Below are 26,036 nucleotides of genomic sequence, written 5' to 3'. Positions count from 1 at the left end.
AACAATAAACCGGTAAGCAGCCTGGAATCCGGTCGGTGGGCGTCTCAGGCGGCGCCGCCGAAGCCGGTGAACTGGGAAATCTCGATCCCGAACTGCCGGGCCGCTTCAGCCCACTTGAGGTGATCGGCCTTGTCGAAGATGAACTCCCGGCTGGCGGGGATCACCAGCCAGTCCCCGTTGGCGATTTCCCGCTCCAGCTGCTCGGGGCCCCAGCCGGCGTAGCCCATGGTGAAGCGGTAGCGTTCCGGGCCCTTACCGGTCTCGATATCGCGCATGATATCGGAATTGGTCGTCAGGGAGACTTCACCGGAAATGGGCAGGGTGCCCGCGATCGCATAATCCGGCGTGTGCAGGACCAGGCCGACATTGGGCTGCACCGGACCGCCGTAGTAGATCTGCTTGATGGCGCTCGCGCCCTTCTTTGAGCCCAGACCCAGGGCCTGCAGGATGGCCGCTGTCTTGGCTGTTGGCAGAGGCTTGTTGACCACCAGGCCCATGGAGCCCTGGGCATCATGGTCACAAACGTAAATCACCGTCTTCTCAAAGAAAGAGTCCATGAGATGAGGCATGGAGATAAGAAAATAATCGCGCAGGGAATCCATGATCACAGCTGCCTGCTACTCAAACCTGCTCCGTGTTGAGTCATAGTCATCGGGGTGTACCTACACAAAGCTCGTCCCAGAGATCATAATAGTCAAGCTAGTGCTTTTACGTGCCCTCATGCGCATAATATTATATCCAAATCAGGTCTCCAAAGCAATTGTACGCCGATTCGCCTGCCAGGTTCAGCCCAGCTAGTAGATAAACCGCTGAAAACTGTACGGCGCCACTTTGACACCGGTGTTACAAAGCGCTTTTCCAAGGACCGCTTTCCACCGACCCGTCTCGGCCTCGATCTTGGCTGCCGTCATGGGCTTCACCCCCGCCGCGAAGGCAATGGGCAGATAGGGCGCCTGCGGGTCAGGGCTGAACTGGGAGAGGTAAATGATATCACCGTTAGTAAGCGGCAGCAGCCGGGCCAGAGACACGGTCTCAGCCAGGTGCTCCTCCCTGTAAGCATGGCCACCCAGGCCCACCATGAAGATGATGACCACCGCCACACCGGCCTCTTTCAGCATCGATACCACCTGGTGGATATCCCGGCGCGTGCCGGGTTTATGCACAAAGGCCAGCAGCTGCTCACTACCACTTTCCACCCCCAGGGAGACCCGCCGCAGGCCGCTATTCTTAAGTGCGCGGTAGTCGTCAACGGACTTGCGCATACTGGTATAGATATCCAAAAAAGAATGCAGGCCGCCGCGGCTTAGAAGCGGCTGGAGTGCCGGAACCGCGTGTAGCATCTCAATCAGTGCCACCAACCGTGGAGTGGCGATGGCGATAGCATTGGCATCTCCCAGGAACAGCGAGCTGCGATACGACAGGCCCTCGCCGATAAAATCGAGCACCTGCCGGACATGGCGGCGGAAGTCGTCGGGGGTGCGAACACGGAAGGTCTTATCGCGATAGAGGGTGCAGAAGCTGCACTTATTGTAGGTGCAGCCGTCCGTGACCTGGACCACGAGCGCCCGATACTGGTCCGGCGGCAGAATGGGGACGTGGCCATATAAGTCGGCAAAGGACCGGGCGCTTGCAACCAGGCGGTCGTAGGTATAGTTCACCGCCCGCTGTAGTACTTCGGCTGTGGCCGGCTGGCTTCCGACGGTTACCTCATCATCCAGCAGACGGGCGACCTGCTCGCGGAGACTTTCAAGATGCGCTCTTGCCTCTGGTTCCGGGAGAAACCGGTGGCGTAGCAGAACACCGCTTTTGCCCTTTTCCCGCCAGCGCTGCTGGAAGGTGTTATCCAATCCCCGCCGAATGTTGGTACCATGGTCATAAGAACCCAGATAGCGGCCCGCCAGGTCATAAGAGACCAGATTCTCTTCGGTAAGCGAGACCGTCACGGCCTCCGCCTTGTGGCTGACCACTACCTGGCGTCCGCCAAGCTGCCAGTGCGTTAGAGCCATCGATAAAATTTAGCGCTGGCCGATCACCCTTAAAGGGAGGTATTTTGATATCGCACGAATAGACGCCAAGGGATGTCAGCACTGGATCAACTATTATCACAACCGGGTACGATCCTGCTGGATGGCGCTATGGGCACGGAGCTGCACCGCCGAGGGGTGGATATCTCTCTGCCCCTATGGTCAGCCAGAGCCCTTGAAACCGATCCGGAAGTCGTGCGGGCCATTCATCGAGACTACCTGGCGGCTGGCGCCCAACTACTCACGGCTAACACCTTTCGCACCACCACTTTCACTTACCGGCGCGCGGGATTGGACGAGCGAAACGCGCGGGAGAGCGCCCGCCGGGCCACTCGCCGTGCCATTGAACTGGCCCGGGAGGCAGTCCAAGCCTATCCGTCAGGGAGCAAGCTCGTGGCCGGGTCCCTGGCACCGGTGGGCGACTGCTACAATCCCGGTGACTACCCCGGCGCTGAGACTGCTGATATAACCTACCGGGAACTGGCCCGGTGGCTGGCGGAATACGGAGCCGACGTATTGCTCCTTGAGACTCACATCACATTGGCGGAAGCGCTTATCGCTGTGCAGGCCGCCGTCAAGACCGGCCTGCCGGTGCTGATATCCTTTCTCATCGATGAGGATTTGAAGCTGTGGAGTGGTGACGCGCCACTTTCAGAGGCAGTCAGGGCCGCTGAGGGTGAAGGCGCGCAAGGTATACTGGTCAACTGCGTCACGCTGCCGGTGGCCCGTCAGGGAGTGGAAACCATCGCAGACCTGACTACACTGCCGTACGGAGCCTACGCCAACGCCGGTCGCAGCCGACCGTCCGCCGAGGGGAGCATCACCGAGTTGGTCCCCGATGAAGAATTTGCCGCCGCCGCCCAGGAGTGGATTGACCTGGGTGCCCGCATGATAGGCGGCTGCTGCGGCACAACACCCCGCACCATCGCGTTGGTACACCAGAAATTGTCCCCCCTTGCGCCAGCCAATAAACCAGTGTAATCTGGGTCATGCCTTACTACTGCACCTCCAAAGGGAGCACTCTCACGTCACCAGACTGCAGTGACTATGAGTGGACCAAGTGGGAGGAAAGCCCCTACCTCCTTATTCCCAGGTTAAGCCACAAGCTATCCCCGCTGATTGAACGTCCCTATCTGCTTATGAAAGGCCCTGCATGAGTCAGGTTATTGTTTCGCTCTATCGCTGGGCCTTGGGCTACCTGGTCTACGGTCTGGGAGGCGTTATATTCCTGACAGCCACTTTCCTGCCCTGGGAGCGTCCCCGTTATTGGGTGGCTACACGCATATGCCGTGCCATTCTCCGGGCACTGGGAGTACGACTGCAGGTCAGCGGCAGCTATCCCACTGATCGAGCCTACATTTTCATGGCGAATCACGCCAGCTTTATCGATATGTTTATTCTGGCCGCTATTATGCAGGGCAAATTCACCGGCGTCATGGCCGAGGAACAGATGAATTATCCCTTCTGGAAGACACTGGTCAACCGGTTTCAGGTGATCCCCATTCGCCGGCGCGACCGTGAGGCTGCTATTGCCGCAATCAAGCTGGCTGAAGACCGACTCCAACGGGGCTACCAGGTGGGCATTCTGCCCGAAGGCACCCGGACCCTCACCGGCAAACTGGGCCCCCTTAAGAAGGGCGGCTTTCATATGGCCCTCAACACCGGCGCACCCATCCTGCCCATCGGCATTGAGGGGAGCTTCCGGTTCAAATCCAAGACAACCTGGCTCCTGCAACCGGGACCGGTCATCGTGCGCATCGGGGAAGCTATTCCAGCCGAGCGCTACCGGCAGATGACCCTGGAGCAGGTTATGGAGGAAATCCGACGGCAGCTCTTGACATTGACGGGAGAAAATTCCGCGAAGTGAGACCATGACGGGGAAGATTCTCATGATTTTAGGTGCACTCCTGCTCGTCATTGGAGCCTGGATGCAGTGGGGGCCATCCATTCCGGTACTGCGCTGGCTGGGACGACTGCCGGGAGACATTGTGATCGAACGGCCGGGCTTCAAGTTCTACTTTCCCATTACTACCATGATCCTTATCAGCCTGATCATAACGCTTCTGCTGCGCTTGCTGGGTCGGCGATGAGCAAGTCAATTCCACACCGACTACACTAGCTGGCACCAGGTAGGCCTGAAACCAGAAGCGCCCGTCATCTGGCGGGCGTTTCCTTAGAGCGAGATGGGACCAGAATCCGATCCTACCGTTGAGTGACCGGTCGCCTAAGGTCGGGAGAGTAGGTATTCGCAGTCGTGATTAATAGGCTAATAAAAGAGGACGTCTGGCAACGTCCTCTATAACGTTCGAGTGGTATGTAAGGGTTGGCTAGTTTTTCAGTTTGAAGTTAACCGGGATCGAGATCCACACCCCTACCGGCCTGTCCCGTTGTTTGGCGGGCTTGAAGCGCGTGCGCTTGATAGCCTCGGCAGCGGCTTCGTCCAGGCCCGTGTTGGGGATACCTTTCAGGACGATGGTTTCCTAGACCAGGCCTTGAGCATCTACGAAGGCCTGGATGATCACCGTCCCTTCAATCCCGGCTTCCTGGGCAATCTCGGGATAGCGCACGTTCCGCTGTATGGCAGTGTATCCACCGATGGGTACCGGCGGTTCGTCATAAGGAATGAATCGGACGATGGGACCTTCATCCGGGGGTGGCGGCGGCGCTTCCCACTCGAAGCTCTCCAGCTCCGTCTCTTCAATGGTAATGTCTTCAGCGATATCTTCATCCTCTGACTCCACCGGAATGGAAGGCCGGGAGGGTGGTGGCGGAGCCTCGAATTGCTGAGTCGGAGGAATCTCGATGGTCTCAACCACCTCATCTATACTCTGCTCAATGATACCGCGCTCACTCAGGAACCGTGGGAAGGAATAAAACATGACTGCGATAACAGCCACTACCCCGACGAAGATCAGGCGCACCTGCAGGGGATAACGATCGACGAAGGAATCCTTATGAATAGGCATATTTAAACAGCCCTCGACCTGGCCGCGTAGTTGACTTTCAGAGCGTTGGCTTGCCGGAACTCTTGCTGCACATCCATAATGATCTTCATCGGTGTATCCCGGTCAGCCTTAAGGGAGATCGTCAGCTTGGGATTTTCCGCTATTTTGGCATAGATAACCCGGCGGATAGTAGGGATGGGCACGCTTTTATCATCAATCGATACCAGGCCGGCTTTGGAAACCCACACATGGGCCGTATTCCGCTTAAACTCCAGCCTCTCTATTTTTGAGGCGCTGGGAAGGAGAAGGTTCAGCCCCTCGAATTCCCGCAAGACGGTAGTTACCATGAAGAATACCAGTAGCATAAAGATGATATCCGGCATAGACGCAGTGGGAATCTCGGACTTAACCTGGGTTTTGGATCTAAACTTCATGTGCGTTTCCTGGCGCCGATAACCAGTCCCTAAAAATCAGGCTCGGCGATAGAGATTCGAGTCGCCCCGGCCTGCTTGAGATAATCGAGGACATCAATATAGTCCTGATGCTTGGTCTGCGGGTGAGTCTTAACCGATACAATGAGCTTATCGTTCTGGGCCAGCATGTTCTTCACCCTTGTGCGCAACTGGCTCAGCGATATCAATTCCTCATCATGCAATATCTGGCCGGTAGCGTTCACCAATACTTTGGTGATATTCTTCGGGTTGACCTCCAACTCCTCACCAATGGCAGGCAACAACTGGCCGATACCTTTGTCCATGCTGATGGTGGTCGTAACCAGGAAGAAAATCAGCAGCAGGAAGGCTATGTCCGCCATGGAGGCGGAGGGTATTTCTTTGAGCTTACTGCGTTTGCGTTGCATGGTTGTTGGCTTAGCTATTCAACTAATTATACTTTCAAATTACCTTCGCGTTCCAGATCCATAATCGTCTCGACCAAAGCCTCAGAACCCTTCTCCATGTCTACGATGTGGCCCTCAATCATGTTCAAGGCGATATTCTGGAAGAACTGGAGAACGACAGCCACGATGAGGCCGAAGGCTGTAGTCAGCAGAGCAATGGAGATACCGGCAGCGACCACCGAAGGGCTGATGTTATCGGCTACTTTAATGTCGTTAAAGGCTCGGATCATGCCCACCACCGTGCCTAAGAAGCCGAGCAACGGGGAGGTGCCGATGAAGAAGGAAATCCAGGCCATATTCTTCTCCAGGCTGGCCATTTCGATAGTACCCCGAGCCTCGATCGCCTTCTCCGCTTCGGAAGCACCCTGACCGATCCGCTCCAAGGCTGCCAGGAAGATATTGCGCACCGGTCCTTTGGCCTTATCGCACGTGGCGATGGCCGCCTGTACACCGGATTCCTTCAGGGTCGTGGCCACCTCATCGGTAAAGACCTCCACATTTATATTGCCTTTAAGTAAATGGTAGAGGCGTTCAAGGGAAAAGGCAATCCCCGTCACCCCGGCAATGAGGATGGGCCACATGAAACCGCCACCTTGGAGAAAATAATCTACCATAATACCTAACTTGGACCTCCATATGAAATCAAATGAATCACCAGAAAATCGTCAAATATCTCTCGGAAAATGCCTAGCATATTAAGTACAGCATCGGGGAATGTCAATTCGTAAAGGAACCTATCGCAAGGCCAGCAGATCCTGGGCTTGACCGAACAGTTTCAGCGCCGCCTGAACCTGGTTATCCAGTTCAAGCCGCACATGATACAGGGCTTCCCGGTCCCACAAAAGTCCAGCCACTTCACTCGCTAAAACGTTGGCAATGTATTCCCAATCGGATTCAAGCGGTTCTTCCTCGATTTCTTGCCCTCGTTTTTGGAGCCATTCGGCCAGTTCCTTACGCTCCGCATCCCCCGGCTGATACCCGACGATAAATGCGCCCACATCGGGATAACGGCCGGTCAGCTCCATGGCCTTCAGCTCAGCGTATTGGAAGAACAACCGCTCCGGGTGGTTCATCAGCCTAATGGTCTGGTCGGTCAGTTTAAGGCTCCAGGGGAGGGACTCATCGGGCATAATGCCGCCGCCGCCGTAGACCACCCGTCCGGCTCGGGTGCGATAACGCGGCAGGGTGGCCAATATCGAATCCTGGACGAGCGGATCAGCGGAGCGGTCTATCAAGTCCTGGTAGTATTCGTCGATACCTTTGCCGTAAGGCCGTTGAATAAGGCGGCCACTGGGCGTGTAGTAGCGGCCCACCGTAACCCGCAAAGCCGAGCCATCACTCAAGCGCCACTGCCGTTGAACCAGTCCCTTGCCGAAGCTGGTCTCTCCCACCACCAGACCCCGGTCAAGGTCCTGAAGTGCGCCTGCCACGATCTCACTAGCGCTGGCCGATCCCCGGTTGATAAGGACAATGATCGGGTATCGGGGATGAGTCCCGGCCTGGTGAGCCAAATGGACTTGATCTACCCGCGATCCTCGGCCCAGGGTGAACACGAGAGTATCCTCAACGCCCACGAACTTGTCCACAACTTCCACCGCTTGTTCCAGATAGCCACCGCTGTTGTTTCTAAGGTCGATGAGCAGTTGCGTCATACCCTGAGCTTCCAGCTCACGCAGGGCAGCTTCAACCTCTTCGGCAGTGGTGCTTGAGAAACGATTGATGAGAATATAACCGGTCTTCTGATCCAGCATGATGGAAGCCAGGACACTATAGAGGGGTATATCGTCGCGTATGATGGTGAACGCGATGGGTTTTTCCTGCCCGGGCCGCCGAACTTTCAGGTTCACCGAGGTACCTTTAGGTCCCCGCAGGGTTTTCACGACTTGCTCCTGAGTGAACTTATAGGCGGATTCCCCGTCGATCTCTACGATCTTATCCCCCGGCCGCAGACCTACCCGTTCCGAAGGACTCCCGATCACCGGAGCGATAACCGTAATCCAATCGTCGATGATGTCAAATTCGATGCCGATGCCCTGGAACTTGCCTACGAACAGCTCCTGAATGGATTCGAACCGCTCCTTGGGGATGTAGGTGGAATGCGGATCGAGGCGTTCCAGCAACCCATCGAAGGCCCCCTCCATGACCTTGTCCCATTCCACCAGGTCCACATAGTTCTCGTTCACCAGACTGATGATTTCCTGGAGGGTGTTCAATTTCCGGTAGAGATCGCTGGTGCCCTGCGGAGGCTGAGACCTGAGATTGGTGCCTGACAGGCTGAACAGAATCACACCGAAGGCAACAGCGAGGATCAGAATACGTTTCTTACTCATCAGATTTCATTCTATCATTTTTAATGGATGTCAAAGTCGTCCCACAGGCATCGGGCAATACCTCGTCTAAAGGAGAACTAATGCGGGCCAGCGACCCCCATGGGGAGCCTCTATTATATCCCTAGATAGAGCATAACCCGTACGGCCAGGGCATTGAAGTTGCTCTTACTGGGTGCAATGATACGCACGAGATCATTGAGCGTCCAGCGGTCAGCGGCGAGAGTTCCAACGTGATAACCGGCACTTAGACGAAGGCCAGCCCGATCCAGGAATTGCAGCTTGATAGCCACATAGGGCTGAAAGGAGAAAAAAGTCCCCGACATTGCCACGGAGTAGTTATCCTTATTAATACCATTAAAAGTAAACTGATTATCCCAGTACGGGTCACCGTCCTTTTTGGTGAACTGAATGATAGCCCGGCTCAAGCCGAACAGGGAGCCGGCAGCAATCTCCAGGTTACTGAAAAGGGGTATTACGTACTCGACCGAGGCGTTGCCGGTCATGAGAGCGATTTTCAAATCGACCCTGAGGTTGGTGGCCGTATCAAGGCGAGCGATAGTCTTAGAACCCAGACCCACGTAGGCGCCCACCCGCCAGTTGCCCGAGACGTTACCGAAGCCTTCCGCCCCATGGATCACCAGGAAATTCCCCAGCGCGTCAATATCACTACCACTGAATCCCAGGCCACTTTTACCGAGCAGGGCGGTACTCGTATCAGCTGTGCCCAGGAGGTTGAAAGGAAGGCTCTGCGCCACATCAATCCATAAAAAAGTGGGGGTGTAACCGATGCCGCCACCAAAATACTCTTCAGTAGAGAAAGGGACACTTCGTTGAGAATAGAGGGTGGATATGAGTGTCAATATCAAACCGATGGATAGGAATCGCTTAGGCATATGTGACTCCGTTTTTAATACTTTAACCGCGATAAAAACAAAATCTTTCCACTATTGTCACCAGGATGATCCTTTGAGAATATTTATCTAAATCGTGAACTTACAATATAAGTGCCTACCTTGCACTCAACAATTCATTTTTAGCGAAGGGTATCTTACTGCTTTTTGTAGCCGGTAAGACATTCCCATTTACATTCTAAAGCAGTGGGCAGATCAAATCTGGTGGGATTTCAAAGTTAGTATAATCTTTTAAGGTCTCTCTTTACCGGATCAGATCACCGCCCCGACGGCCGGGCATTTCCACAGGTTATTTCACCAATCCCAGCCCGCAAGGTGCTTGGTTAGTAGAATGTTGGCGCATTTGTCTCCCGCCGTCAAAGACAGCCCATTCCGGAAGAATATCCGAACGCGAGTCCTACAGAACGTTTTAATGATAAACTACTTCCTCAGCCGATAACCCCCTTAATGTACCCTTCGGTTAATTCATGTTTCGGATGGCTGAAAACATCATCCGCCGGTCCGTGTTCGATCAATTCACCGAGATATAGAAAGATGACGTAGTCCGCCAATCTCCTGGCCTGGCGCAGAATATGGGTAACGATGACGATGGTATATCTATCCCTCAGTTCGAGGAACTTTTCTTCAATGCGCTGACTCGCTGTCGGATCAAGGGCCGAGGTCGGTTCATCACCAAGGATGATATCAGGTTCCACTGCCAGGCCCCGTGCTAAGCAAAGCCGCTGCTGCTGACCCACTGAAAGACTTGACGCCGGGGTATGCAATCGATCTTTTACCTCACTCCAAAGACTCGATTCTTGAAGGTAATATTCAACCAATCGGTCCAATTTCTTCTTCCTTTTGATTCCATGGATTCTGGGGCCGTAGGCAACATTATCATAGATCGACATGGGCAGGGGATAGGGCTTTTGCGACAGCAGACCCATTTTCCGTCTGATGTGCGTAACCTCGGTTTTGGGATTGAAAATGTCTTCTCCATTCACAAATACTTTACCGGAGACCCTGACGCCTTCTATGGAATCTATCAGACGATTGAAGGATTTCAAGAGGGTCGTCTTGCCACAGCCTGAGGGTCCGATAATAGCGGTTATCTTCCGGTCTGGAATATCAACTGATATATCTTTCAAGGCCTGTTCTTTTCCGTAAACCACATTCAGGTTTCTTACGCTTATATGGGTCTTGAATTCCATATTGACCTCTTACTTCACGATGTGCTTAGTAAATCTGGTGATTAAAATCCTGGAGACTATACTCACGATTAAGATCACCCCGGTAAGTATCAGTGCCGAGGCATAGGCCCGCTCCTGAACCTCTGGAAATGGGGTTCCCAGCTGAAAGAAGATGGCCAGCGGCAAGGTGGCTGCCGGGCGAAACAACGAGGACGGAATAGAATCGGTAAAGCCAGCGGTAAAGATAACCGAGGCGGCATCCCCGATGCCTCTACCAAAGGCAATCAGGACGGCGGTTAATATTCCGGGCAGGGCCTGTCGGGTTACTACCTTCAAGGCGGTCTCTAATTTGGTGGCCCCTAAAGAGTACGACGCCTCCAACAGTTCTTCCGGTATCATTCTGATTACTTCATCCATGGCCCGACTCATCACCGGCAGAATCAATAGTGATACGGCAATAATCCCGCCAAGCAGTGAGGCCCGGAGACCAAAGAATAGCATAATGGTGAAGCCAAAAGCTCCAAAAACTATTGAAGGAACACCCCAGAGGACATCTAGCGAGAAGCGGCAAGCATTCACCAAGGGGGAATCTTTATCAGCATAGACATTAAGGTAAATCACGACGGGCAAACTGATCAGGATTGCCAGAAATGTTGCTCCACCTGCCAGGTAAAGTGAGCCGACAATAGCGTTTAGTATGCCACCCTCTTTCCCAAGATAATAGCCACCCTTCGGGGTCTGAGTGATCATGGCCAGATTCATGGCAGGTAAGCCCTTTACGACCACGGTGGTCAGGATAAGAACCAGACTCGAGATGATCAAAAGTGTCGAAGCAATCATGAGCATCTTAAAGAAGTTTTCTTCTATCTTTCTTCCGTCCATCTCAACGCATTCTCTTTTCAATTCTAATGAGGATGATTCTGGAAATAACGTTAAAGAATAGAACTACCAGCAATAAGACCAGGGAGGCAAGCAAGAGCGCTGAGTCATATAGAGGCACCGATAGCATTTCACCATAGTTGTTGGCAATCAGCGCCGGCAGCGGATAGGCTGGATCCAGAACCGAAGATGGCACCCGGGCCACATTTCCTGCTACCATCAGTACGGCCATTGTCTCGCCAAATGCCCGTGACAGGCCCAGAACAATAGCCGCAACAATACCCGGCATAGCCTTGCGTAGCACCACATACTTGATTGTTTGCCACTTGGTTGCTCCTAACGCTAAAGAGGCTTCTCGCACCTCATAGGGCACTGACCGAAATACCTCTGCTGACACGTGAATTATGATGGGGAAAATCATTATTGACAGGACAATGCCAGCCGCCAGGACACAGTAACCAGTTGAGAAAGTGCCAAAGAGCGGCGCCAGGTGATTTTTAATCAGCGGTACCAGAATCAGGACGCCCCAGATCCCGTAGACCACGGAAGGGATGCCAGCCAGCAAGTCTATGAGCGGCTTTGTCCATTCCCGTACTCTCTTGTGCGCATATTCAGAAAGATACACCGCGGTCAGAAGGGAAAAAGGAACGGCGATGGCCACCGCCACGCCGGTTACCCAGAAGGTGCCCATTATAAACGGGAAAAATCCGAATTCTCCTCGCAACGGATGCCAGGAGGATGAAAAGAACAATTCAATCAAAGACTTGGTTGCCAATATCGGCCGGGACCGTTGATACAATCCAAGGGCCATCAGTATCACTACCAGTCCCGCGAAAATCGCTAATAACAGCATGAACCTGCTGGCAAGCTTGTCTTTCAATAGCCTTCTGTTCTGCCAGCTAAACAATCTCATTTTGCCCTGAAATATGAGGAGGCATTCTTATTGCAGGTCTTCCTCATAGCGCTCTTTATTCACCTTCCAGTTTCTTCAGTCCTTCATGCAGTTTTTCAGCAGTCAGGCTTATGTAACCGGATTCGGGTACATATTTTTGACCATCGGTCAGAACCCACTCGATAAACTTTGTTACTACTACTCTTGTGGGTCTACCTTGGCATACAAAATGCAAATCTCGTGCCGGTGGAGAGGGGTATCTCCCGGTAGCGATGGCCGCAACGATCTCGTGCCGGCTGTCATAAAAATCTTCCTCACTATCTATTTGTCCATTCCCGTTGAGATCCACCGGCAGCACCTTTATGCCTTCAACCTGCGCTTTAGACTTGGCGTCGTAGGCATAGTTGATATTGTTGAAACCAATGCCCAGGATGTCATTCCTGACAGCCTCAGCCAATCCCGGGTCTCCGTAGACCCCCACCCCGAGCAGATCCTCTTGTTTACCGTCCAAGAATTTGGCCCAGGTCTTGGCCGCACCGCAGGCATCGGAGCGGGTATAGACATGGATTGGTTCCGTCACCGCTTCACCAATGACTTCACTCCAGTTCTCGACAGTGCCGGTAATCCAGATAGCAATAAAGGTCTCTCGGTCGACACCTTTAGTGAGCAGTTTTGCCAGCATGGGATTACGTTCATTAACGGTCGGGACCACGGCGTCCTTAGTCACTGAAACCCACCAGGCGCCTTTCTTGATCTCCTCAGGGTAAATGTCCCGGGAAACATTGCCGATATCCGCGACTTGCGCCAAAGCGTCAGCCATCCCCTTGCCGGCACCCCCGGCAGCAACATCGATCCTTACCCTGGGATGGAGTTCCTGGAATTCCTCCGCCCATTTAACCGCCATCGGATAAAGGGCCCATGCTCCCGACATGGTTATCGTGCCTGCCAGCTCACCTTCTCCTAACTGCTCCCGGGCCTGTTTTTTACATCCGACAGCCAATAAAAGAGTGACTACTATAATACTGCTTAAGACTATTTTCATTTCGTGTCCCCCTGGGTCAAATCTGGAACCAGTGCCAATAAAAAAAGGGCTACCGGTTTGTCTGTAGCCCTCTTTGACCAAAAATCTGTCCCTTCTTATGCCTACGGGGTTAGCTGACGGGTTAGGATCAGAAGGTATCCCTTCCGCGCTTGCGGAATGCACCCCACATTTTGGATCCCCCGCTCGATCAGATCATTGATCGATTAGGCGACAGACATCCTTATGTGTTAATCAAACTGACGATAACGAAGCCTTTGGCCATCGCCAGTTCGATACTATATCGCGTCGCTAATCAGCGATACACAACCCCTTTGAAAAATAAACCCTAAATTTTTAACTCAGCTTGAAACGATTGAATACCGTCCCCAAACGCTTCTCTTTTTATTCTACAATCGAAAAGGGCCAATATCAAGATAAATTAATTTCACCAGGTCTAATATGTCGATTTACCCCCTGATATGCTTTTACATCCGCCCCTGTACCTTTTCGCTTGCATAATCTTACTAGTCCGTCTAATTTTTTGAATAAATATCAATTGAATAGTTTTGGCAAGTTCAGTAATAACCAATCAAAACCCTTGTTCACTTAATAAGGAACGTTAAGTCACAATCAAAAGAGTTTGGGCGCGCGTCTATATATCCTGATTGCACCACTTTTCATCGTCAGCTTGCTGCCGGCTGAGGTGACGATCAAGGGGCTGATCTCACAGAACCAAACCATTCATGTTCTGGATGGGGGCTGGGACCACAACGCCAATGGCCGACTTGAACTCTTGGCACTTCAGGCACCTACCGACTCCCTGACGCCTTCCGAGGTAGTGTACTATGAGGATACCGGCGCAGACACGCTGAGGGCCCTATGGCGCTACCGGCTGGGGGCGCAGGCCTTGGCTATGCTGGTCGACGCCGGGGTGACAGACCTGGATGGCAACCAGCGGCCTGAAATCACCGTTCTAATCCATTACTATACCCTGGAAGCCTCGTCGGCCCCCGATTGGCTGCTAGTATTCGACTGGGACGAAAATAGCACCACATTTTCGGCGGAACCTACTTTCCGCTGGAATTATCGGAGCGGGGGCATATCCTATCTGCGCCCCCGTCAGTTAAGGGTCACCAATCTCGATGCCAAAGGAGATAACGAACTGGTGATCGCCACGCGCAGCCCTGACCGGATGGTGCTGATTGCGGACTGGGGCCCAACCGGTCTGCGTGCCAGCAAGGAGCTGCGTTCCCGGCAGATGAGCTCGGGACCCTGGCCATTCAGCATCGCAGTGGCCGATTTCAACGGCGACATGCGAGGCGATATCCTGGTTGTCGGTCACGGCGGGCCCAGTTCGTTGCTGGCGTATATAAATGGCCGGGAAGATTTTTATGAAGTGGCTATTACGGCCCCTAGCGGCGAGATGGTTCGGACCACAGCGCTGGCCACGGGAGATCTAAACGGCGACGGCCAGGAGGAGGTTATCCTACCACACACTGACGGTTCCCTCACTCTGGTCAGTCTGGCTGGCCCCACCCTGGATGCCGCCGCACTGGATACGGAAATCTCCAACCTTATCGATCTGGCCATCACCGACCTGGATGGAGACGGCGCTGGAGAGATCATTTACCTGCAGGCCGACGGCACCATCACCACCAATAATGCCCGGTTTGTGACACCGGTAACTGCACCACAGCTGTTGTCCCAAATGCCGGAAAGCGCTACACCGCCCCTGCAGTTCCACTCCTTTGCGGTTCTCCCAGCCCGGGAAGAGCGACCGGCCATCATCATCTTGCCGGTACACTCAGCCAGCGGTGCTTTTATCGCCTTCGCCGAAGTGGGCGAACCGTTGCCCAAGCAGCTGCCCCTACCGCCCTACGCAGCGGCAAGGCAACCGCTGCCGACTGAGATTACTGAAGAAGCCGTCGCTGGTGTGGAAGCTGCCCTAGAGGAAGCGGTGCGGGCCGCTGAACCGGTGCCGTTTGCCGTGCACGAGGAGGGAACCCAGGTCTATTTCCCGGAACGACCACAGCCGCCCGATCCCCGGGCCTTGCCTTCCCATCGGACACCCGATATTCTCCTTTATGCAGGGGACGAATTCGCCCGGAACGTGCTCGGTGACCGGGTCGAGCAGTTCGCCGGTTTCCGTTTCCTGCGGAAAGCGCCGGACATGGTGTTCAACTTCCAGCGCCAGGCCATCGTGTGGCAGCCCAAGTCCGAGCACCTGGGCGCCTGGCACGTAGAATACGAAATCACCTACCATACGGGTATCAGGCCGGAGGCGATGGTAACCGATTCCGTTCTGCTACCCGACGCGGAAGTGGTCCGGGATCAGATCCTGATCTATGTGAACGACAAGCCGCGCATCACCAGTGAGCCGGAGAACCTGCGCCTGCTGGCAGGGCACCTGTTCGCTTACCGCATCCAGGTGGACGACCGCAACTCCGACGCCCGCATCGACTACCGCCTGGAGTCGGGGCCGGAGGGCATGGCCATCGACCGCAACGGCATCCTCAACTGGCGCACCAACGAGACCCACCATGACGACTACCAGGTGGTAATCTCTGCAAACGATGGGTTTGACAAGGACGTGCAGACTTTCACCCTGAACGTTAATGCGCAGCTCACCATTACCTCGACCGTGCCCCATATAGCCCACCTGCAAGAGCCGTATCAGTATCAAGTGACCGTATTCCAACCCGGTTCGAAAAAGGAACACGTGTCTGCCCTGACCCGGGAGCCGGACGGGATGCGCATCGATCAGGAAGGCCTCATCAGCTGGACCCCTACTCCAGCGCAAATTGACACGCAGTATTTTCAGGTGCGGATCACCGACGGTACCGCCGAGGATGTGCAGGATGGGTGGGTATATGTAAATGCCCGGCCCAAGTTTATTAATGCGCCGCCACAGGCTGTGGCTATTCCGGCCGGGGACACCTTGCGGCTTTCATTTGAGGGGCGGGATTCCAACCCCTCTCAAGCCCTCCATTGGAGCCTGGCAGGCGGACCGGTGAGCATGACCATCGACTCGGCCGGCAACCTCACCTGGCCCACTACCCTCCAGGACCTGGACGCCGCCCGGTACGTAGTAGAACTATCCGACGGCATCGACCAGACCCAATTCAAAGGGATCGCCTTTGTCAACAGTCCTATCAGCATTACTTCAACACCTCCCGATTCCGCCGTTGTAGGCCAAACCTACCGCTACCCGATCACGACCCGGGATGAAAACCAGAGCTGTCTGCTCAAGTTCAGGCGGCCCACCGTGGTTACCGACCTGAGCCGCACTGTTGCCTACGAGGTTGAGATCCAGGACGATAAGTTCAAGCTGGACCTGCCACGTTATCTAACCCAGTTCAAGGAACTGAAGAATATCTTCCTCAAAAAACCGCGCCGACCTGAGGCCGGAGAGGTGGCCGAGGCAGCACGTATCGATCTCAAACAACAGGTAAAACACATTTTCATCGAAGGGGACCGGCTGGTTCTGGTAATCAACAACCCGGAATATGGTGTGATCGAGCTGGAGGATGTTCTCTGGGAATTTTTCCAGGGAGGCCGGGGTATCATGCCTAAGTACGATGCCGAGCGAGTTCCATTCGTTCACTGCAGTCTGCGGAACTTTCCGGATGGCATGATGGTGGACGCCGACGGACTGTTAACCTGGACCCCGACCCCGGCCCAGGCGGGCTATCACCAGGTGCGTCTGATGGTCTCAGACGGTTACACCCGGGATGAGCAAGCCTTTCAGGTCTATGCCAACTACCCGCCGGCGATTGTCTCCCAGGCCGATACGCTGGCCCTTGTCGATCAGCGCTATATCTACCGGGTACGGGTTGATGACAAGAACGAGGATGCGCGCCTGGCTTACCATCTTCCCAAACACCCGGAGGGCATGCAGGTGGATGCAAAGGGTGTGGTGACCTGGATACCATCGGTGGAGCAGATCAACTGGCAGGAGTTTGAGCTGGAAGTAACCGACGGCCACGCCAGCGACCGCCAGGCCACCACTGTATTTGTCAATATGCCGCCGCGAATCATCTCGCAGCCTAAGCCGGTGGCGCTGAACAATTTCGAATACAATTACCGCGTGGTGGCGGAGGATCTGAACCGCGATCCCATCCGCTACCAGGCCACCAAGCTGCCCCGTTACTCGGATTTCGATCCCCGCACGGGCCTCTTCAAATGGCGGCCGCGTAGCATACAGAAAGGACCCAACGACGTCGCCTTCGAGATCACCGACTCCCACGGCGGTGTCACCATCCATGAATTTCAGATCCATGTTTTTGAGGATCCCAGTCAGCGCCGCTTTCTATTTACTGGCTGGCCACTGCTCCTGGCCTTCGTGGGGGTAATCTTTGTCGTCGGTATCGCCGTTGGCGGATAAGCTGCCCTCCGGCAGATAGAGCACAACCTCCCCGGAAAATTTCCCGCCACCGATGAATACGACCCTTGTGTCCGGTCGTAAAAAAACGGTATCTTATCAAAAATATTTCAGGCTTATAACGCCAGGTTATCAATACCTTGGTACGCGTCAAGGGCGTGCTTAGAAAGGATCAATATGTCAGGAAACGGCCATACTGCAGAGCGAATCCGGGTCGGCTTAATGGGATTCGGGCGCATCGGGCGCAACCTCTACCGCCTGGCTTCCGAAATCCCGGATGTCGAAATCGCTGTCATCAGCGACGTGGGACGACCTGAGATTCTCTACTACCTGCTCCAAAGGGACACTATCCACGGGTCATTCCAATATGGGGTACGGCTTGAGAATAATCGGTTGCTGCTTAAGGATGATCGGATCACCGAGATGATTCTTGGCGTAGCACCAGGCGACGTTCCCTGGAAGAGTTATGAAGTAGATATTGTTGTCGATGCCACGGGGAAGTATCTCACGAAAGCCCACATGAAGGCTCATCTGGCGGCCGGGGCGAAACGGGTAATCGTCGCCAGCCTCCCTGAGGACGAGATTGACCGCTTGGTCATAATGGGAGTAAACGATGATACTATCTCCCGTTCCGACCGGATGATTTCCGCCGGCTCATCGACCACCAACCCCGTAGCGCTGATGCTGAAAATCCTGGATGACGCTTTCGGCGTCGATCGAGCCATGATGACCACCATCCATGCCTACACCAGCGACCAGCCGCTGGCAGACATAGCCGGTAAGGATTTCCGCCGGAGCCGGTCTGCCGCCGAGAACATTATCCCTAATGAAACTCCCACCGCCAGGTGGCTGGACGTCATCCTACCCCAGTTCAAAGGCAAATTTGATGGTATTGCACTCAACGTGCCCGTACCGGATGGTTCCTGCGTTGACCTGACGTGCCAATTCAGGGACGCCGGTGCCACGGTGGAAGCGGTTAATGAGGCCCTGCGAGCGGCCGCCGACAGCATGCCGGACATCATTGAGGTGACGGAAGATCCGATCGTTTCCAGTGATGTTATCCGCAACCGCCACAGCCTGGTTTTTGATATGAGAGCCACTATGAAAACTGCCGGCAGGCTTGTCAAGACCCTGGGCTGGTATGACAATGGGTGGGGGCATGCAGCCCGGCTGCTGGATGTCATTCACGCCTACGCCCGGATCAACGAGAAGGGAGGTGCAGCATGAGAGTAGCTATCAACGGATTCGGCCGCATTGGCCGCTCGGTATATCGCATCCTGCATTACCGTGATGACATCAACGTCGTGGCCATCAACGATCTGTATGATCATGAAGTGCTGGCATATCTGCTCCAATACGATACGATTATGCGGGCCTTTCCGGAAAAGGTCACCATCGAGGACGGGCATTTGAAAACCTCCCGGGACCGGGTGCGAATGCTGACCGAACGAGAGGTCACTGCGTTACCCTGGGGTGAGATGGGGATCGACGTGGTGGTTGAATCGACGGGCGTCTTCCGGAAACAGGCCCAACTTGAGCTCCACCTGGATGCGGGAGCCAAGCGGGTGATCCTGACGGTTCCCGCCAAGGATGAGATCGACTACACCGTGGTTATCGGCGTCAATGAAGACCGCCTTAAGCCGGAGCACCGGATCATTTCCAACGCCAGCTGCACCACCAACTGCCTGGCACCCATGGCCAAGGTGCTGCATGACAGTTTCGGTATTGTGGAAGGCATCATCAACACCGTGCATGCTTATACCAATGACCAGCGTCTGGCCGACGTGCCCCACAAGGACTGGCGCCGCAGCCGGGCCGCAGCGGAGAATATCATACCCACAACTACCGGCGCCGCCCGGGCCGTGGGAAAGGTACTGCCCGAACTGGCTGGCCGGCTGGACGGCATCGCCTGCCGCGTTCCCGTCCCGGATGGGTCGGTGGTAGACCTGGTCTGCGAGCTGGAAAAGGAAGTGACCGTAGAGGATATCCATGCGGCCGTGCGCGATGCCGCCGCCACACCACGTTTGAAAAACATCCTGACCTACTCCAGCCTGCCCATCGTCTCCCGCGACATCATTGGTGATCCCCACTCATCCATATACGACGCTCCGTTCACCAAGGTATCCGGCGGCCACTTCGTGAAAACGCTGAACTGGTATGACAACGAGTGGGGGTACGCCCACCGGGTGGTTGACCTGATTGGAATCTTCGGCAGCTGGGAGGACTAACGACTTAGTATCAAGCCCGGGTCGAGGTTACTTCAGTGGTCTATGCTTCCCCAACGGACGGCGTGATTTGAGGGAGCGGGAGACGCAGTGCCAGCAGGTCCCTGAAGGTCTCAAAATCCGGGCCTGCCAGACGAAACTCAATCCGCAGCATATAGACCTGGTGTGCGGCTAGAAAGTCGCGGTCCAGCTTCAGAGCGTCCTTTTCAGTCGTCACCATCGCCAGCCGGCTATCCTCGGTCAGTCCTGCCAGATAGGCCATATCAGCGCGGGTATAGTTATAATGGTCGGGATAATAGCGGACGGTCTCCGGCTCCAGCCCGATAGCGATAAGCGCATGATAGAAGGTTAGCGGTCGGGCAATGCCACAGAAGGCGAGCAGGCCCTGCCCCTGGAGGTCGGCTAGCGGTACCGATCGGCCGGAGGCCGCCTCGATGAGCTGCGGAATTATCTCCATCTGGCTCTGAATTTGCGGGATACCCAGCACCTCAACCTTCCGCCATAATTCCGGTGGTGGGGCATACGTGTCGGTCCTGGTCCAGACCACCAGATTGGCCCGCTTCAGAGCGCCGAGGTGCTCCCGCAACGTGCCGTGGGGAAAAATCCGGTAGTCCGTTCGGGGCGAGCTGGCGTCCAAAAGGACGATATCACAATCACGGGCTAAGCCCCGATGCTGGAAAGCGTCATCCAGGATGAGGATATCGGGGCTGAAACGGGAGATCAGCACTGTGGCGCCCCGATAGCGATCTTCATCCACGACAACCGGTACGCTTGCCAGTCGAGAAGCCATCAGGTAAGGCTCATCACCGGCCTCGTCAGGGAGAACCAGGATGCGGCGGCCATCACTGACCAGCAGGGTGCCCGATGATCGCCGGCCATACCCCCGGCTGACGATGCCCACCTTATAGCCCAGGCTCAACAAATGCTGGGCAATAAAAATAGTAGCGGGAGTTTTTCCCGTGCCCCCAACCGACAGATTGCCAACGGATACCACCGGGACCGAGACTCGACGGGTGACGAAAAAGCCGATCCGATAGAAGAAATTTCGCCACCACGCCAGACCCCAATAGAAGAGCGCCACCGGCCAGAGAAAGGGCCGCAGTTTAGCCCAGGTGCGCCGTGTAAGCATCGGCCTCCGCTTCCAACCGGTTTAGCTGCTCGCCCATGAGCTGAGCCAGATCACTTGCGGCTATACCGGGATCAGACTCGATAGGCGGTCCAAACTGAATAACAATCCGGCCAAAGGGTTTGGGCAGCTGAAAGCGGTCCCAGCTCTGGGTGAAGGTCCAGCGCCGACTGGCGGCTCCTGAAATAGGAATGATGATTGCCCCCTTCCTGGCAGCCAAAGCCAGCCCACCTTCTTTGGCAACTTTGGCAGGCCCCAAGGGACCATCCATGGCGTTTGCCATGATGACACCAGGCTGGTCCAGCATGCGCATCATAATCCGCAGGGCTTTGCGGCTGCCCTTGGTACTACTGCCCCGGAAAGGCGAATAGCCCCAGGACTCGAGAAGACCGGCTATAAGATCCCCATCACTGGATTGACTAACCAATCCCACGGGACGGTAGCGGCGTAGATACCAGAGCGGGAAGATCATGCTTGCATGCCAGAACCCGACAAATATTGGCCGGTCAGCAGCCCGGGCACGGATTAAATACTCTTCGCCATGCACCACCTTGCGGTTCAGGAAAAAGAGGATGGCCAGTAGCCCCCGTTCCAGCTGAATCAGCAGCCTTAATCCCAACTTTTGTATCACAGCTGAACCCGCGCTTATTCCGCCCGCAAAATCGCCCGGGCCGCCTGATAGGAGGCCCCTTTATCCCCGGGCGTAGTATCCGTCTCTCCCACAGGCTGCCCACCATTGCCAGACGCCGGAGCCATCAGCGACTGCCGAACCAGGGCCAGTTTCTGCAACACAGCCTCGCGCCGGGCCGGATCCTGGAAAAAAGACAGCGCCGCCCTGGCGATAGCCCCCGGCTGGGCGCGATCCTGGAGGAATTCCGGAACCACCTCAGCTCCTGAAAGGATGTTGACCATGCTCGCGTAGGGCAGATTCACCAGCCGCCGGCCCAGCCACCACGAGAGGGGGGCTACCCGATAAACCACCACTATGGGTACACCCCACACCGCCCCTTCCAGGGTGGCGGTACCTGAGGCGACGATGGCGGCGTCAGCATAGCGCAGAGCCAGGCGGGGCTGGGAGGTAGTGACCAGCGTTCTTCGACGCATGTCCTCCGGCACCAGGTCGGGCAAAAGGCCGCGGGCCAGTCCCAGCACTACCTGCAATTGGGGCAGCTCCTTCTTAAGGAGGGAGGCAGCCTCGTCGAAGAGTGGCAGATGGCGCTCCAATTCCTGCCGGCGACTGCCCGGGAAAAGGGTCAAGACCGGCTGCTGGTGATCCAGGCCGAGCCCTTCCAGGTAATCCTGCCGGGAGGTTTCCGGCGGTGCCTCCTCCAGGAGGGGATGCCCCACAAACCTGGCCTCCACCCCCCGCTGACGGTACCAGTCCACCTCGAAGGGGAAGATCACCATCAGCTGCTCCACACAGTTGCGGATAGTAGTAATCCGCCCCTCCCTCCAGGCCCACAGCTGGGGACTGATGTAATAGGTGACCGGGATGCGGGCCTGGCGGAGTCGCCGGGCCAGGCGGAGATTGAATCCCGGATAATCGATGAGTATCACCCGTTCGGGCTGCCAGCTCAAAATGTAATCAGCAGACCGTTGCAGGGCCCTTAAGAGGAAAGGTATCCGTCGGAGCACCTCCCAGAATCCCACCAGGGCCATTTCCTCGGCATTATAGAGACATTCCATACCCAACGCCTGCATATGGGCACCACCAATGCCGGAGAAGCGGCAGGACGGGTCCAGCTGCCGCATGGCCGCCATCAAGGCAGCACCGTGATGATCTCCGGAGACCTCACCGGCCACAATGAAGAAGCGGCGTTCCGAGGTAGCGGTTGTGCTCACGTGTCAAGTGGAGATAATAGCAGAGTGATGGCATCGGGCGCTGCCGGCATACCTCCGTCACAGGTACTCACAAGGACCTCCAAACCCAGAGTGCCTTCCCCTAACCAGTTTCCGCGATGGCTTCCTGGATACGAATGGCCACATCGAGGGCAGCTCGGGCCGAGTAGCCGTCAACAATCGGCTGCTCCAGACCCCCTATCGAGCGGATGAAATTGCTCAGCTCCAGATAGAGGGCATTATCGGCCCGGATCTCCGGCTTCTCATAAGTGATGAGCCGCCTGCGGCCGCCAAACTCAAACGGCATCGTGAGGAGCGCCTCAGACGGGATCTCCTCCGGGTCTACCAGCCGGTAAACTTCCGTCAGCCGCTGGAGGAAATCGACGCCGATATAAATGTGGCTCTGGAAAATCCGCAGTTTGCGCATCTGCTTCTGTGAGACGCGGCTGGCGGTCAGGTTAGCCACAGCGCCATTTTCAAACTCGATGCGAGCGGTGGCGATGTCACATGAATCAGTGATGACGTTAACGCCGTTGGCCCGAATCTCCCGGACGGGGGACTTAATCAGGTGCAGGACCACGTCAATATCATGTATCATAAGGTCCAGGATTACTGGTACGTCGGTTCCCCGCTCGGAGAAGGGGGCCAGGCGGTGTCCTTCGATGAAGCGGGGTTCCAGGGCATACTTTTCCAGCGCCCGGGCCGCCGGGTTAAGCCGCTCGATGTGTCCCACCTGGATCAGCCGTCCCTGCTTCTCCGCCAGGCGCAGGAGCTGGTCAGCCTCGGCCAGGGTCTGGCTGATGGGCTTCTCAACGAACACATGGCAACCGGCCTTGAGGGCCTGGGCCGCCACTTTGAAGTGCTGCTGGGTAGGCACGACTACCAGTACGGCTTCCGCCACCGAGAGGGCCTCCTCTAACGTCGGGAAGGTGCTTACCTGATACCGTTGCTGGACTTCGGCCATTTTATCCGCGCTGATATCGTACACCCCCGCCAGATCCGCTTCCGGTATCTGGAGCAGCTGTTCCACATGATGCCGGCCCAAATAGCCAAGGCCAATGACGGCGGTCTTGATTTTATCCCTAGGCATTGTGGGTAAAATTATAGCGCGCAGCCCCGAATATCCACTCCCACATCACACCACCTGCAGTTTGATAGGCCTTACTCTTCTCCACTTTAACAAGGGACCCAGCGGAGTAGATTAGAACTTGCATTTGAAAGAGGAGTCGTGGAAATTCTCCCGTTAGAAGCCATCTGCCAGCCCTTCTTCTCGGCTGCTTGCAGTGGCACCAATCGTTGGCTCTTGGAAGGAACGTGTATGTCCCGGGAATCAAGGGTAATTATCAGCCGATTGATTGTTGTTGTGGTCTTCATCATCAGCCTGCTGGCCATGGCGTTGGGTGACTTCTTCATTACCCTCATCACCGTAAGCGGCGGCCTGATTGTCTGGCTCCTGTATCTCCTGGCAGCTGATCTGCGAGCCAGTCAGGAAGCACGTGCGACGGAAACCAGCTTTGGCAAAACCCTGAGCAGAGTTGTAGCGGGCCTGGGCGGAGTACTGGCCATCTCCGCTTTTATGACCTACGGCATGGAGCAGACCATGTGGGGTAGTTATACCTTCAATCTGGCCGGTCTGGCACTGGCGTTAGCAGTGTTAGTGGTAATGCTCCTGCCCTTGATTGTCCTGGAGCTGGCCGGCAAGAAGCCTGAGGGGCTGGTAGCGCCCCGGGCCGAAGTCCAGGTTCCACCTCCTGAAGCCGAACAGCCCCCATCGGTGACAGCCCTGCCGGAGCAACAACTCTATTATGGCACCCCCTATCCGCCGGGCTATGAGCCCTATGGTCTGGAACCCTATCCCGGCTATGAAGAAGATGAAGACTGGGAAGAAACAGAAGAACTAGAAGAAGATGAGGACTATTATGAAGACGAGGAAGACTATGAGGATGAAGAGGAAGCTGAAGAGGAGGAGGGTGAAGATGAGGACCTCAGCTAGGCAGGCCTGAACAGCTAAGCCGCGCCACCAGCGCGCTTCCCCCACCCGGCCCCTTCCAGGATCATCTGAGCACCTCAGCCACCCCGTATACATACCATTCCTGCCACGGCAGCTGGCGCACCGCCGCCGCCCCCAGGAAGCCATCCAGGTCCGCATCCGAAACAAAGCGACGGTAGTAGTTCCGCAGCAGAGGCCGGGCCAGGGGCTGGTAAGACCAGTGCCACGGCTCGTAGCGATGGCCACGCTCGCGATCCGGCGGATAAGCCATAACGAACCCGTAATCAAGGGCCTGGCGTTCGAGCCAGTGCAGGGCTTTTAACCCGCTGCCGGTCCGCCAATAAGCGGGATCGGTGCTGTTAAGGTCCACGTCGGTGCCCCAATGGTGGCGGGAGATGCCCGGTGCTGACGAATACTGCAGGATAGCCAGGCAGCGTTCAGTGGTGTCGGGATAATCGCGGGCCAGGTTGCGCCCCATGGAGCGGCGCGATCCGGTAAACTTCGCGTCCCAGATAGCCCGCTGCTCGTCGAAGCTGCGGGTAGCCGAGACCACCTTCAGGCGCACTCCATCTGTCAGGGCGGCCTGGGCCATGCGTATCAGCGCCTCGGCGGCTTCAGTCCGCAAATAGGCGCTGCGACCGGCGGTAAGGCTCCGGGGCAGGCGCAAAAAATCGCGGGTGGTGTCCGGCCTGAATTGGCCCAGGAGGTAGGCCTTGGGATCGATGGGGAAGAGCCGGCGGCGGGCGGATTCAGTACCCGGACCTTCCTGGGCTACCAACAGGGCCATGAGAACCAGCCCCAGCAAGCCAGGGACAGCCATGCGGATTGTAAGCACCCCGTATTTTCGTTTCATAGAGGCATGATCAGCGACCGGCCAGGAAGTCCTTAAACCACTTCTTACCGCGTACCGAATCTAAGTCTTCATCACTATTAATATGATCAACGTCAGGCAGTTTGCCTTGTTCTTTGCTCTTTACCAGCCAGCTCCTGCATTCCTTTTCATCCCCCAGTAGTGCGCTAATACAGGCCAGGTTATAGGCTCCAGCACCAGTAACTATGTCTTCAACTTGTAATGATTTCTCTTTGGCTATATCTAACAATTCCTTTGCCGCCTTTTCTTCCTCTTTCATTTTCGCCTGGTTGATAAGAGTAGTAGCCCAGTTTCTTAGAGCATCATACATATCTGGCTTTATTTTCAGCGCCTCTTCGTATTTCTCAACTGCTTGGGCAAAAAGCCGGTCCGCTTCCTCTCCCGTCTTTTGCTTCGCCTGATTGCTGAGAGTCAGGCCCCAGTTATTAAAGGCCTCATACTTGTCAGGTTTAATAGTAAGCGCCTCTTCATATTTTTCACCTGCTTGGGCAAAAAGCCGGTCCGCTTCCTCTCCCGTCTTTTGCTTCGCCTGATT

26 protein-coding genes and 1 riboswitch are annotated in these 26,036 nt (G+C 55.6%); of the genes, 7 read left to right on the top strand and 19 right to left on the bottom strand.

Annotated features, from left to right (window positions below; genetic code table 11):
- Window positions 1-44: 44 nt before the first annotated feature.
- Both ACETWG_02425 and ACETWG_02420 read right to left on the bottom strand, forming a co-directional pair.
- Window positions 45-602, bottom strand: a complete 558-nt coding sequence (locus ACETWG_02425) for a YqgE/AlgH family protein (protein MFB0515444.1) — start codon at window positions 600-602, stop codon at window positions 45-47.
- A gap of 192 nt (window positions 603-794) precedes the next feature.
- Window positions 795-2,006, bottom strand: a complete 1,212-nt coding sequence (locus ACETWG_02420) for a radical SAM protein (protein ID MFB0515443.1) — start codon at window positions 2,004-2,006, stop codon at window positions 795-797.
- Window positions 2,007-2,078: 72 nt separating this feature from the next.
- Here ACETWG_02420 and ACETWG_02415 point away from each other — a divergent pair, with 72 nt between their 5' ends.
- From ACETWG_02415 to ACETWG_02405, 3 genes are all read left to right on the top strand, one after another.
- Complete coding sequence (locus ACETWG_02415; GenBank protein MFB0515442.1) at window positions 2,079-3,005, top strand: homocysteine S-methyltransferase family protein; 927 nt, start codon at window positions 2,079-2,081, stop codon at window positions 3,003-3,005.
- Window positions 3,006-3,177: 172 nt separating this feature from the next.
- The gene (locus ACETWG_02410) at window positions 3,178-3,891 is read left to right on the top strand and encodes a lysophospholipid acyltransferase family protein (protein ID MFB0515441.1); all 714 of its coding nucleotides are present in this window, start codon (window positions 3,178-3,180) and stop codon (window positions 3,889-3,891) included.
- Between the two features lie 4 nt (window positions 3,892-3,895).
- The gene (locus tag ACETWG_02405; protein MFB0515440.1) at window positions 3,896-4,114 is read left to right on the top strand and encodes a DUF2905 domain-containing protein; all 219 of its coding nucleotides are present in this window, start codon (window positions 3,896-3,898) and stop codon (window positions 4,112-4,114) included.
- 237 nt (window positions 4,115-4,351) lie between these two features.
- Here ACETWG_02405 and ACETWG_02400 read toward each other — a convergent pair whose 3' ends face one another.
- The 11 genes from ACETWG_02400 to ACETWG_02350 form a co-directional block, all read right to left on the bottom strand.
- Complete coding sequence (locus tag ACETWG_02400) at window positions 4,352-4,483, bottom strand: TonB family protein (protein MFB0515439.1); 132 nt, start codon at window positions 4,481-4,483, stop codon at window positions 4,352-4,354.
- A gap of 21 nt (window positions 4,484-4,504) precedes the next feature.
- Window positions 4,505-4,990 (bottom strand): hypothetical protein, encoded by a 486-nt coding sequence (locus ACETWG_02395; protein MFB0515438.1) that lies wholly within the window; start codon window positions 4,988-4,990, stop codon window positions 4,505-4,507.
- A gap of 2 nt (window positions 4,991-4,992) precedes the next feature.
- Window positions 4,993-5,403 (bottom strand): ExbD/TolR family protein, encoded by a 411-nt coding sequence (locus ACETWG_02390; GenBank protein MFB0515437.1) that lies wholly within the window; start codon window positions 5,401-5,403, stop codon window positions 4,993-4,995.
- Between the two features lie 29 nt (window positions 5,404-5,432).
- On the bottom strand, window positions 5,433-5,828 hold the full coding sequence (locus tag ACETWG_02385; protein MFB0515436.1) for an ExbD/TolR family protein: 396 nt from the start codon (window positions 5,826-5,828) through the stop codon (window positions 5,433-5,435).
- Window positions 5,829-5,854: 26 nt separating this feature from the next.
- Window positions 5,855-6,448, bottom strand: a complete 594-nt coding sequence (locus ACETWG_02380; GenBank protein MFB0515435.1) for a MotA/TolQ/ExbB proton channel family protein — start codon at window positions 6,446-6,448, stop codon at window positions 5,855-5,857.
- Window positions 6,449-6,601: 153 nt separating this feature from the next.
- Window positions 6,602-8,197 (bottom strand): S41 family peptidase, encoded by a 1,596-nt coding sequence (locus ACETWG_02375; GenBank protein MFB0515434.1) that lies wholly within the window; start codon window positions 8,195-8,197, stop codon window positions 6,602-6,604.
- Window positions 8,198-8,310: 113 nt separating this feature from the next.
- Complete coding sequence (locus ACETWG_02370; protein MFB0515433.1) at window positions 8,311-9,090, bottom strand: hypothetical protein; 780 nt, start codon at window positions 9,088-9,090, stop codon at window positions 8,311-8,313.
- A 446-nt stretch (window positions 9,091-9,536) separates the two neighbouring features.
- Window positions 9,537-10,298: a phosphate ABC transporter ATP-binding protein PstB gene (gene pstB, locus ACETWG_02365; protein MFB0515432.1), complete on the bottom strand. Its 762-nt coding sequence runs from the start codon at window positions 10,296-10,298 to the stop codon at window positions 9,537-9,539.
- Window positions 10,299-10,307: 9 nt separating this feature from the next.
- Window positions 10,308-11,159: a phosphate ABC transporter permease PstA gene (gene pstA, locus ACETWG_02360; protein MFB0515431.1), complete on the bottom strand. Its 852-nt coding sequence runs from the start codon at window positions 11,157-11,159 to the stop codon at window positions 10,308-10,310.
- A gap of 1 nt (window position 11,160) precedes the next feature.
- Entirely contained in the window at window positions 11,161-11,967 is an 807-nt protein-coding gene (gene pstC, locus ACETWG_02355) for a phosphate ABC transporter permease subunit PstC (GenBank protein MFB0515430.1), read from the bottom strand.
- 157 nt (window positions 11,968-12,124) lie between these two features.
- Window positions 12,125-13,090 (bottom strand): PstS family phosphate ABC transporter substrate-binding protein, encoded by a 966-nt coding sequence (locus ACETWG_02350; GenBank protein ID MFB0515429.1) that lies wholly within the window; start codon window positions 13,088-13,090, stop codon window positions 12,125-12,127.
- Window positions 13,091-13,173: 83 nt separating this feature from the next.
- A riboswitch (cyclic di-AMP (ydaO/yuaA leader) is annotated at window positions 13,174-13,310 on the bottom strand.
- Window positions 13,311-13,709: 399 nt separating this feature from the next.
- Here ACETWG_02350 and ACETWG_02345 point away from each other — a divergent pair.
- From ACETWG_02345 to gap, 3 genes are all read left to right on the top strand, one after another.
- Complete coding sequence (locus ACETWG_02345) at window positions 13,710-17,453, top strand: FG-GAP-like repeat-containing protein (GenBank protein MFB0515428.1); 3,744 nt, start codon at window positions 13,710-13,712, stop codon at window positions 17,451-17,453.
- A gap of 174 nt (window positions 17,454-17,627) precedes the next feature.
- On the top strand, window positions 17,628-18,677 hold the full coding sequence (locus ACETWG_02340) for a type I glyceraldehyde-3-phosphate dehydrogenase (protein ID MFB0515427.1): 1,050 nt from the start codon (window positions 17,628-17,630) through the stop codon (window positions 18,675-18,677).
- Window positions 18,674-19,678: a type I glyceraldehyde-3-phosphate dehydrogenase gene (gene gap, locus ACETWG_02335; protein MFB0515426.1), complete on the top strand. Its 1,005-nt coding sequence runs from the start codon at window positions 18,674-18,676 to the stop codon at window positions 19,676-19,678. Before ACETWG_02340 ends, gap begins: the two co-directional genes overlap by 4 nt.
- Window positions 19,679-19,718: 40 nt before the next feature.
- Here gap and lpxK read toward each other — a convergent pair whose 3' ends face one another.
- The 4 genes from lpxK to ACETWG_02315 form a co-directional block, all read right to left on the bottom strand.
- Window positions 19,719-20,804, bottom strand: coding sequence for a tetraacyldisaccharide 4'-kinase (gene lpxK / locus ACETWG_02330; protein MFB0515425.1), 1,086 nt, complete (start codon window positions 20,802-20,804; stop codon window positions 19,719-19,721).
- Complete coding sequence (locus ACETWG_02325) at window positions 20,779-21,432, bottom strand: lysophospholipid acyltransferase family protein (GenBank protein ID MFB0515424.1); 654 nt, start codon at window positions 21,430-21,432, stop codon at window positions 20,779-20,781. Before ACETWG_02325 ends, lpxK begins: the two co-directional genes overlap by 26 nt.
- A gap of 14 nt (window positions 21,433-21,446) precedes the next feature.
- Window positions 21,447-22,643 carry a lipid-A-disaccharide synthase gene (gene lpxB / locus ACETWG_02320; GenBank protein ID MFB0515423.1) on the bottom strand — a complete coding sequence of 399 codons (1,197 nt, stop codon included), beginning with the start codon at window positions 22,641-22,643 and terminating at the stop codon, window positions 21,447-21,449.
- 100 nt (window positions 22,644-22,743) lie between these two features.
- Window positions 22,744-23,730 carry a Gfo/Idh/MocA family oxidoreductase gene (locus tag ACETWG_02315; protein ID MFB0515422.1) on the bottom strand — a complete coding sequence of 329 codons (987 nt, stop codon included), beginning with the start codon at window positions 23,728-23,730 and terminating at the stop codon, window positions 22,744-22,746.
- Window positions 23,731-23,958: 228 nt separating this feature from the next.
- Here ACETWG_02315 and ACETWG_02310 point away from each other — a divergent pair, with 228 nt between their 5' ends.
- On the top strand, window positions 23,959-24,633 hold the full coding sequence (locus ACETWG_02310) for a hypothetical protein (GenBank protein ID MFB0515421.1): 675 nt from the start codon (window positions 23,959-23,961) through the stop codon (window positions 24,631-24,633).
- Window positions 24,634-24,694: 61 nt separating this feature from the next.
- Here the strand turns inward: ACETWG_02310 and ACETWG_02305 are convergent, their stop codons facing one another.
- Window positions 24,695-25,483 carry a M15 family metallopeptidase gene (locus ACETWG_02305; protein MFB0515420.1) on the bottom strand — a complete coding sequence of 263 codons (789 nt, stop codon included), beginning with the start codon at window positions 25,481-25,483 and terminating at the stop codon, window positions 24,695-24,697.
- Between the two features lie 10 nt (window positions 25,484-25,493).
- A partial coding sequence (locus ACETWG_02300) for a hypothetical protein (GenBank protein MFB0515419.1) occupies window positions 25,494-26,036 on the bottom strand: 543 nt, incomplete at its 5' end.

This window comes from Candidatus Neomarinimicrobiota bacterium, assembly GCA_041862535.1.
GTDB lineage: Bacteria > Fidelibacterota > Marinisomatia > SCGC-AAA003-L08 > TS1B11.
This window is presented reverse-complemented; position numbering and strand designations above follow the sequence as displayed.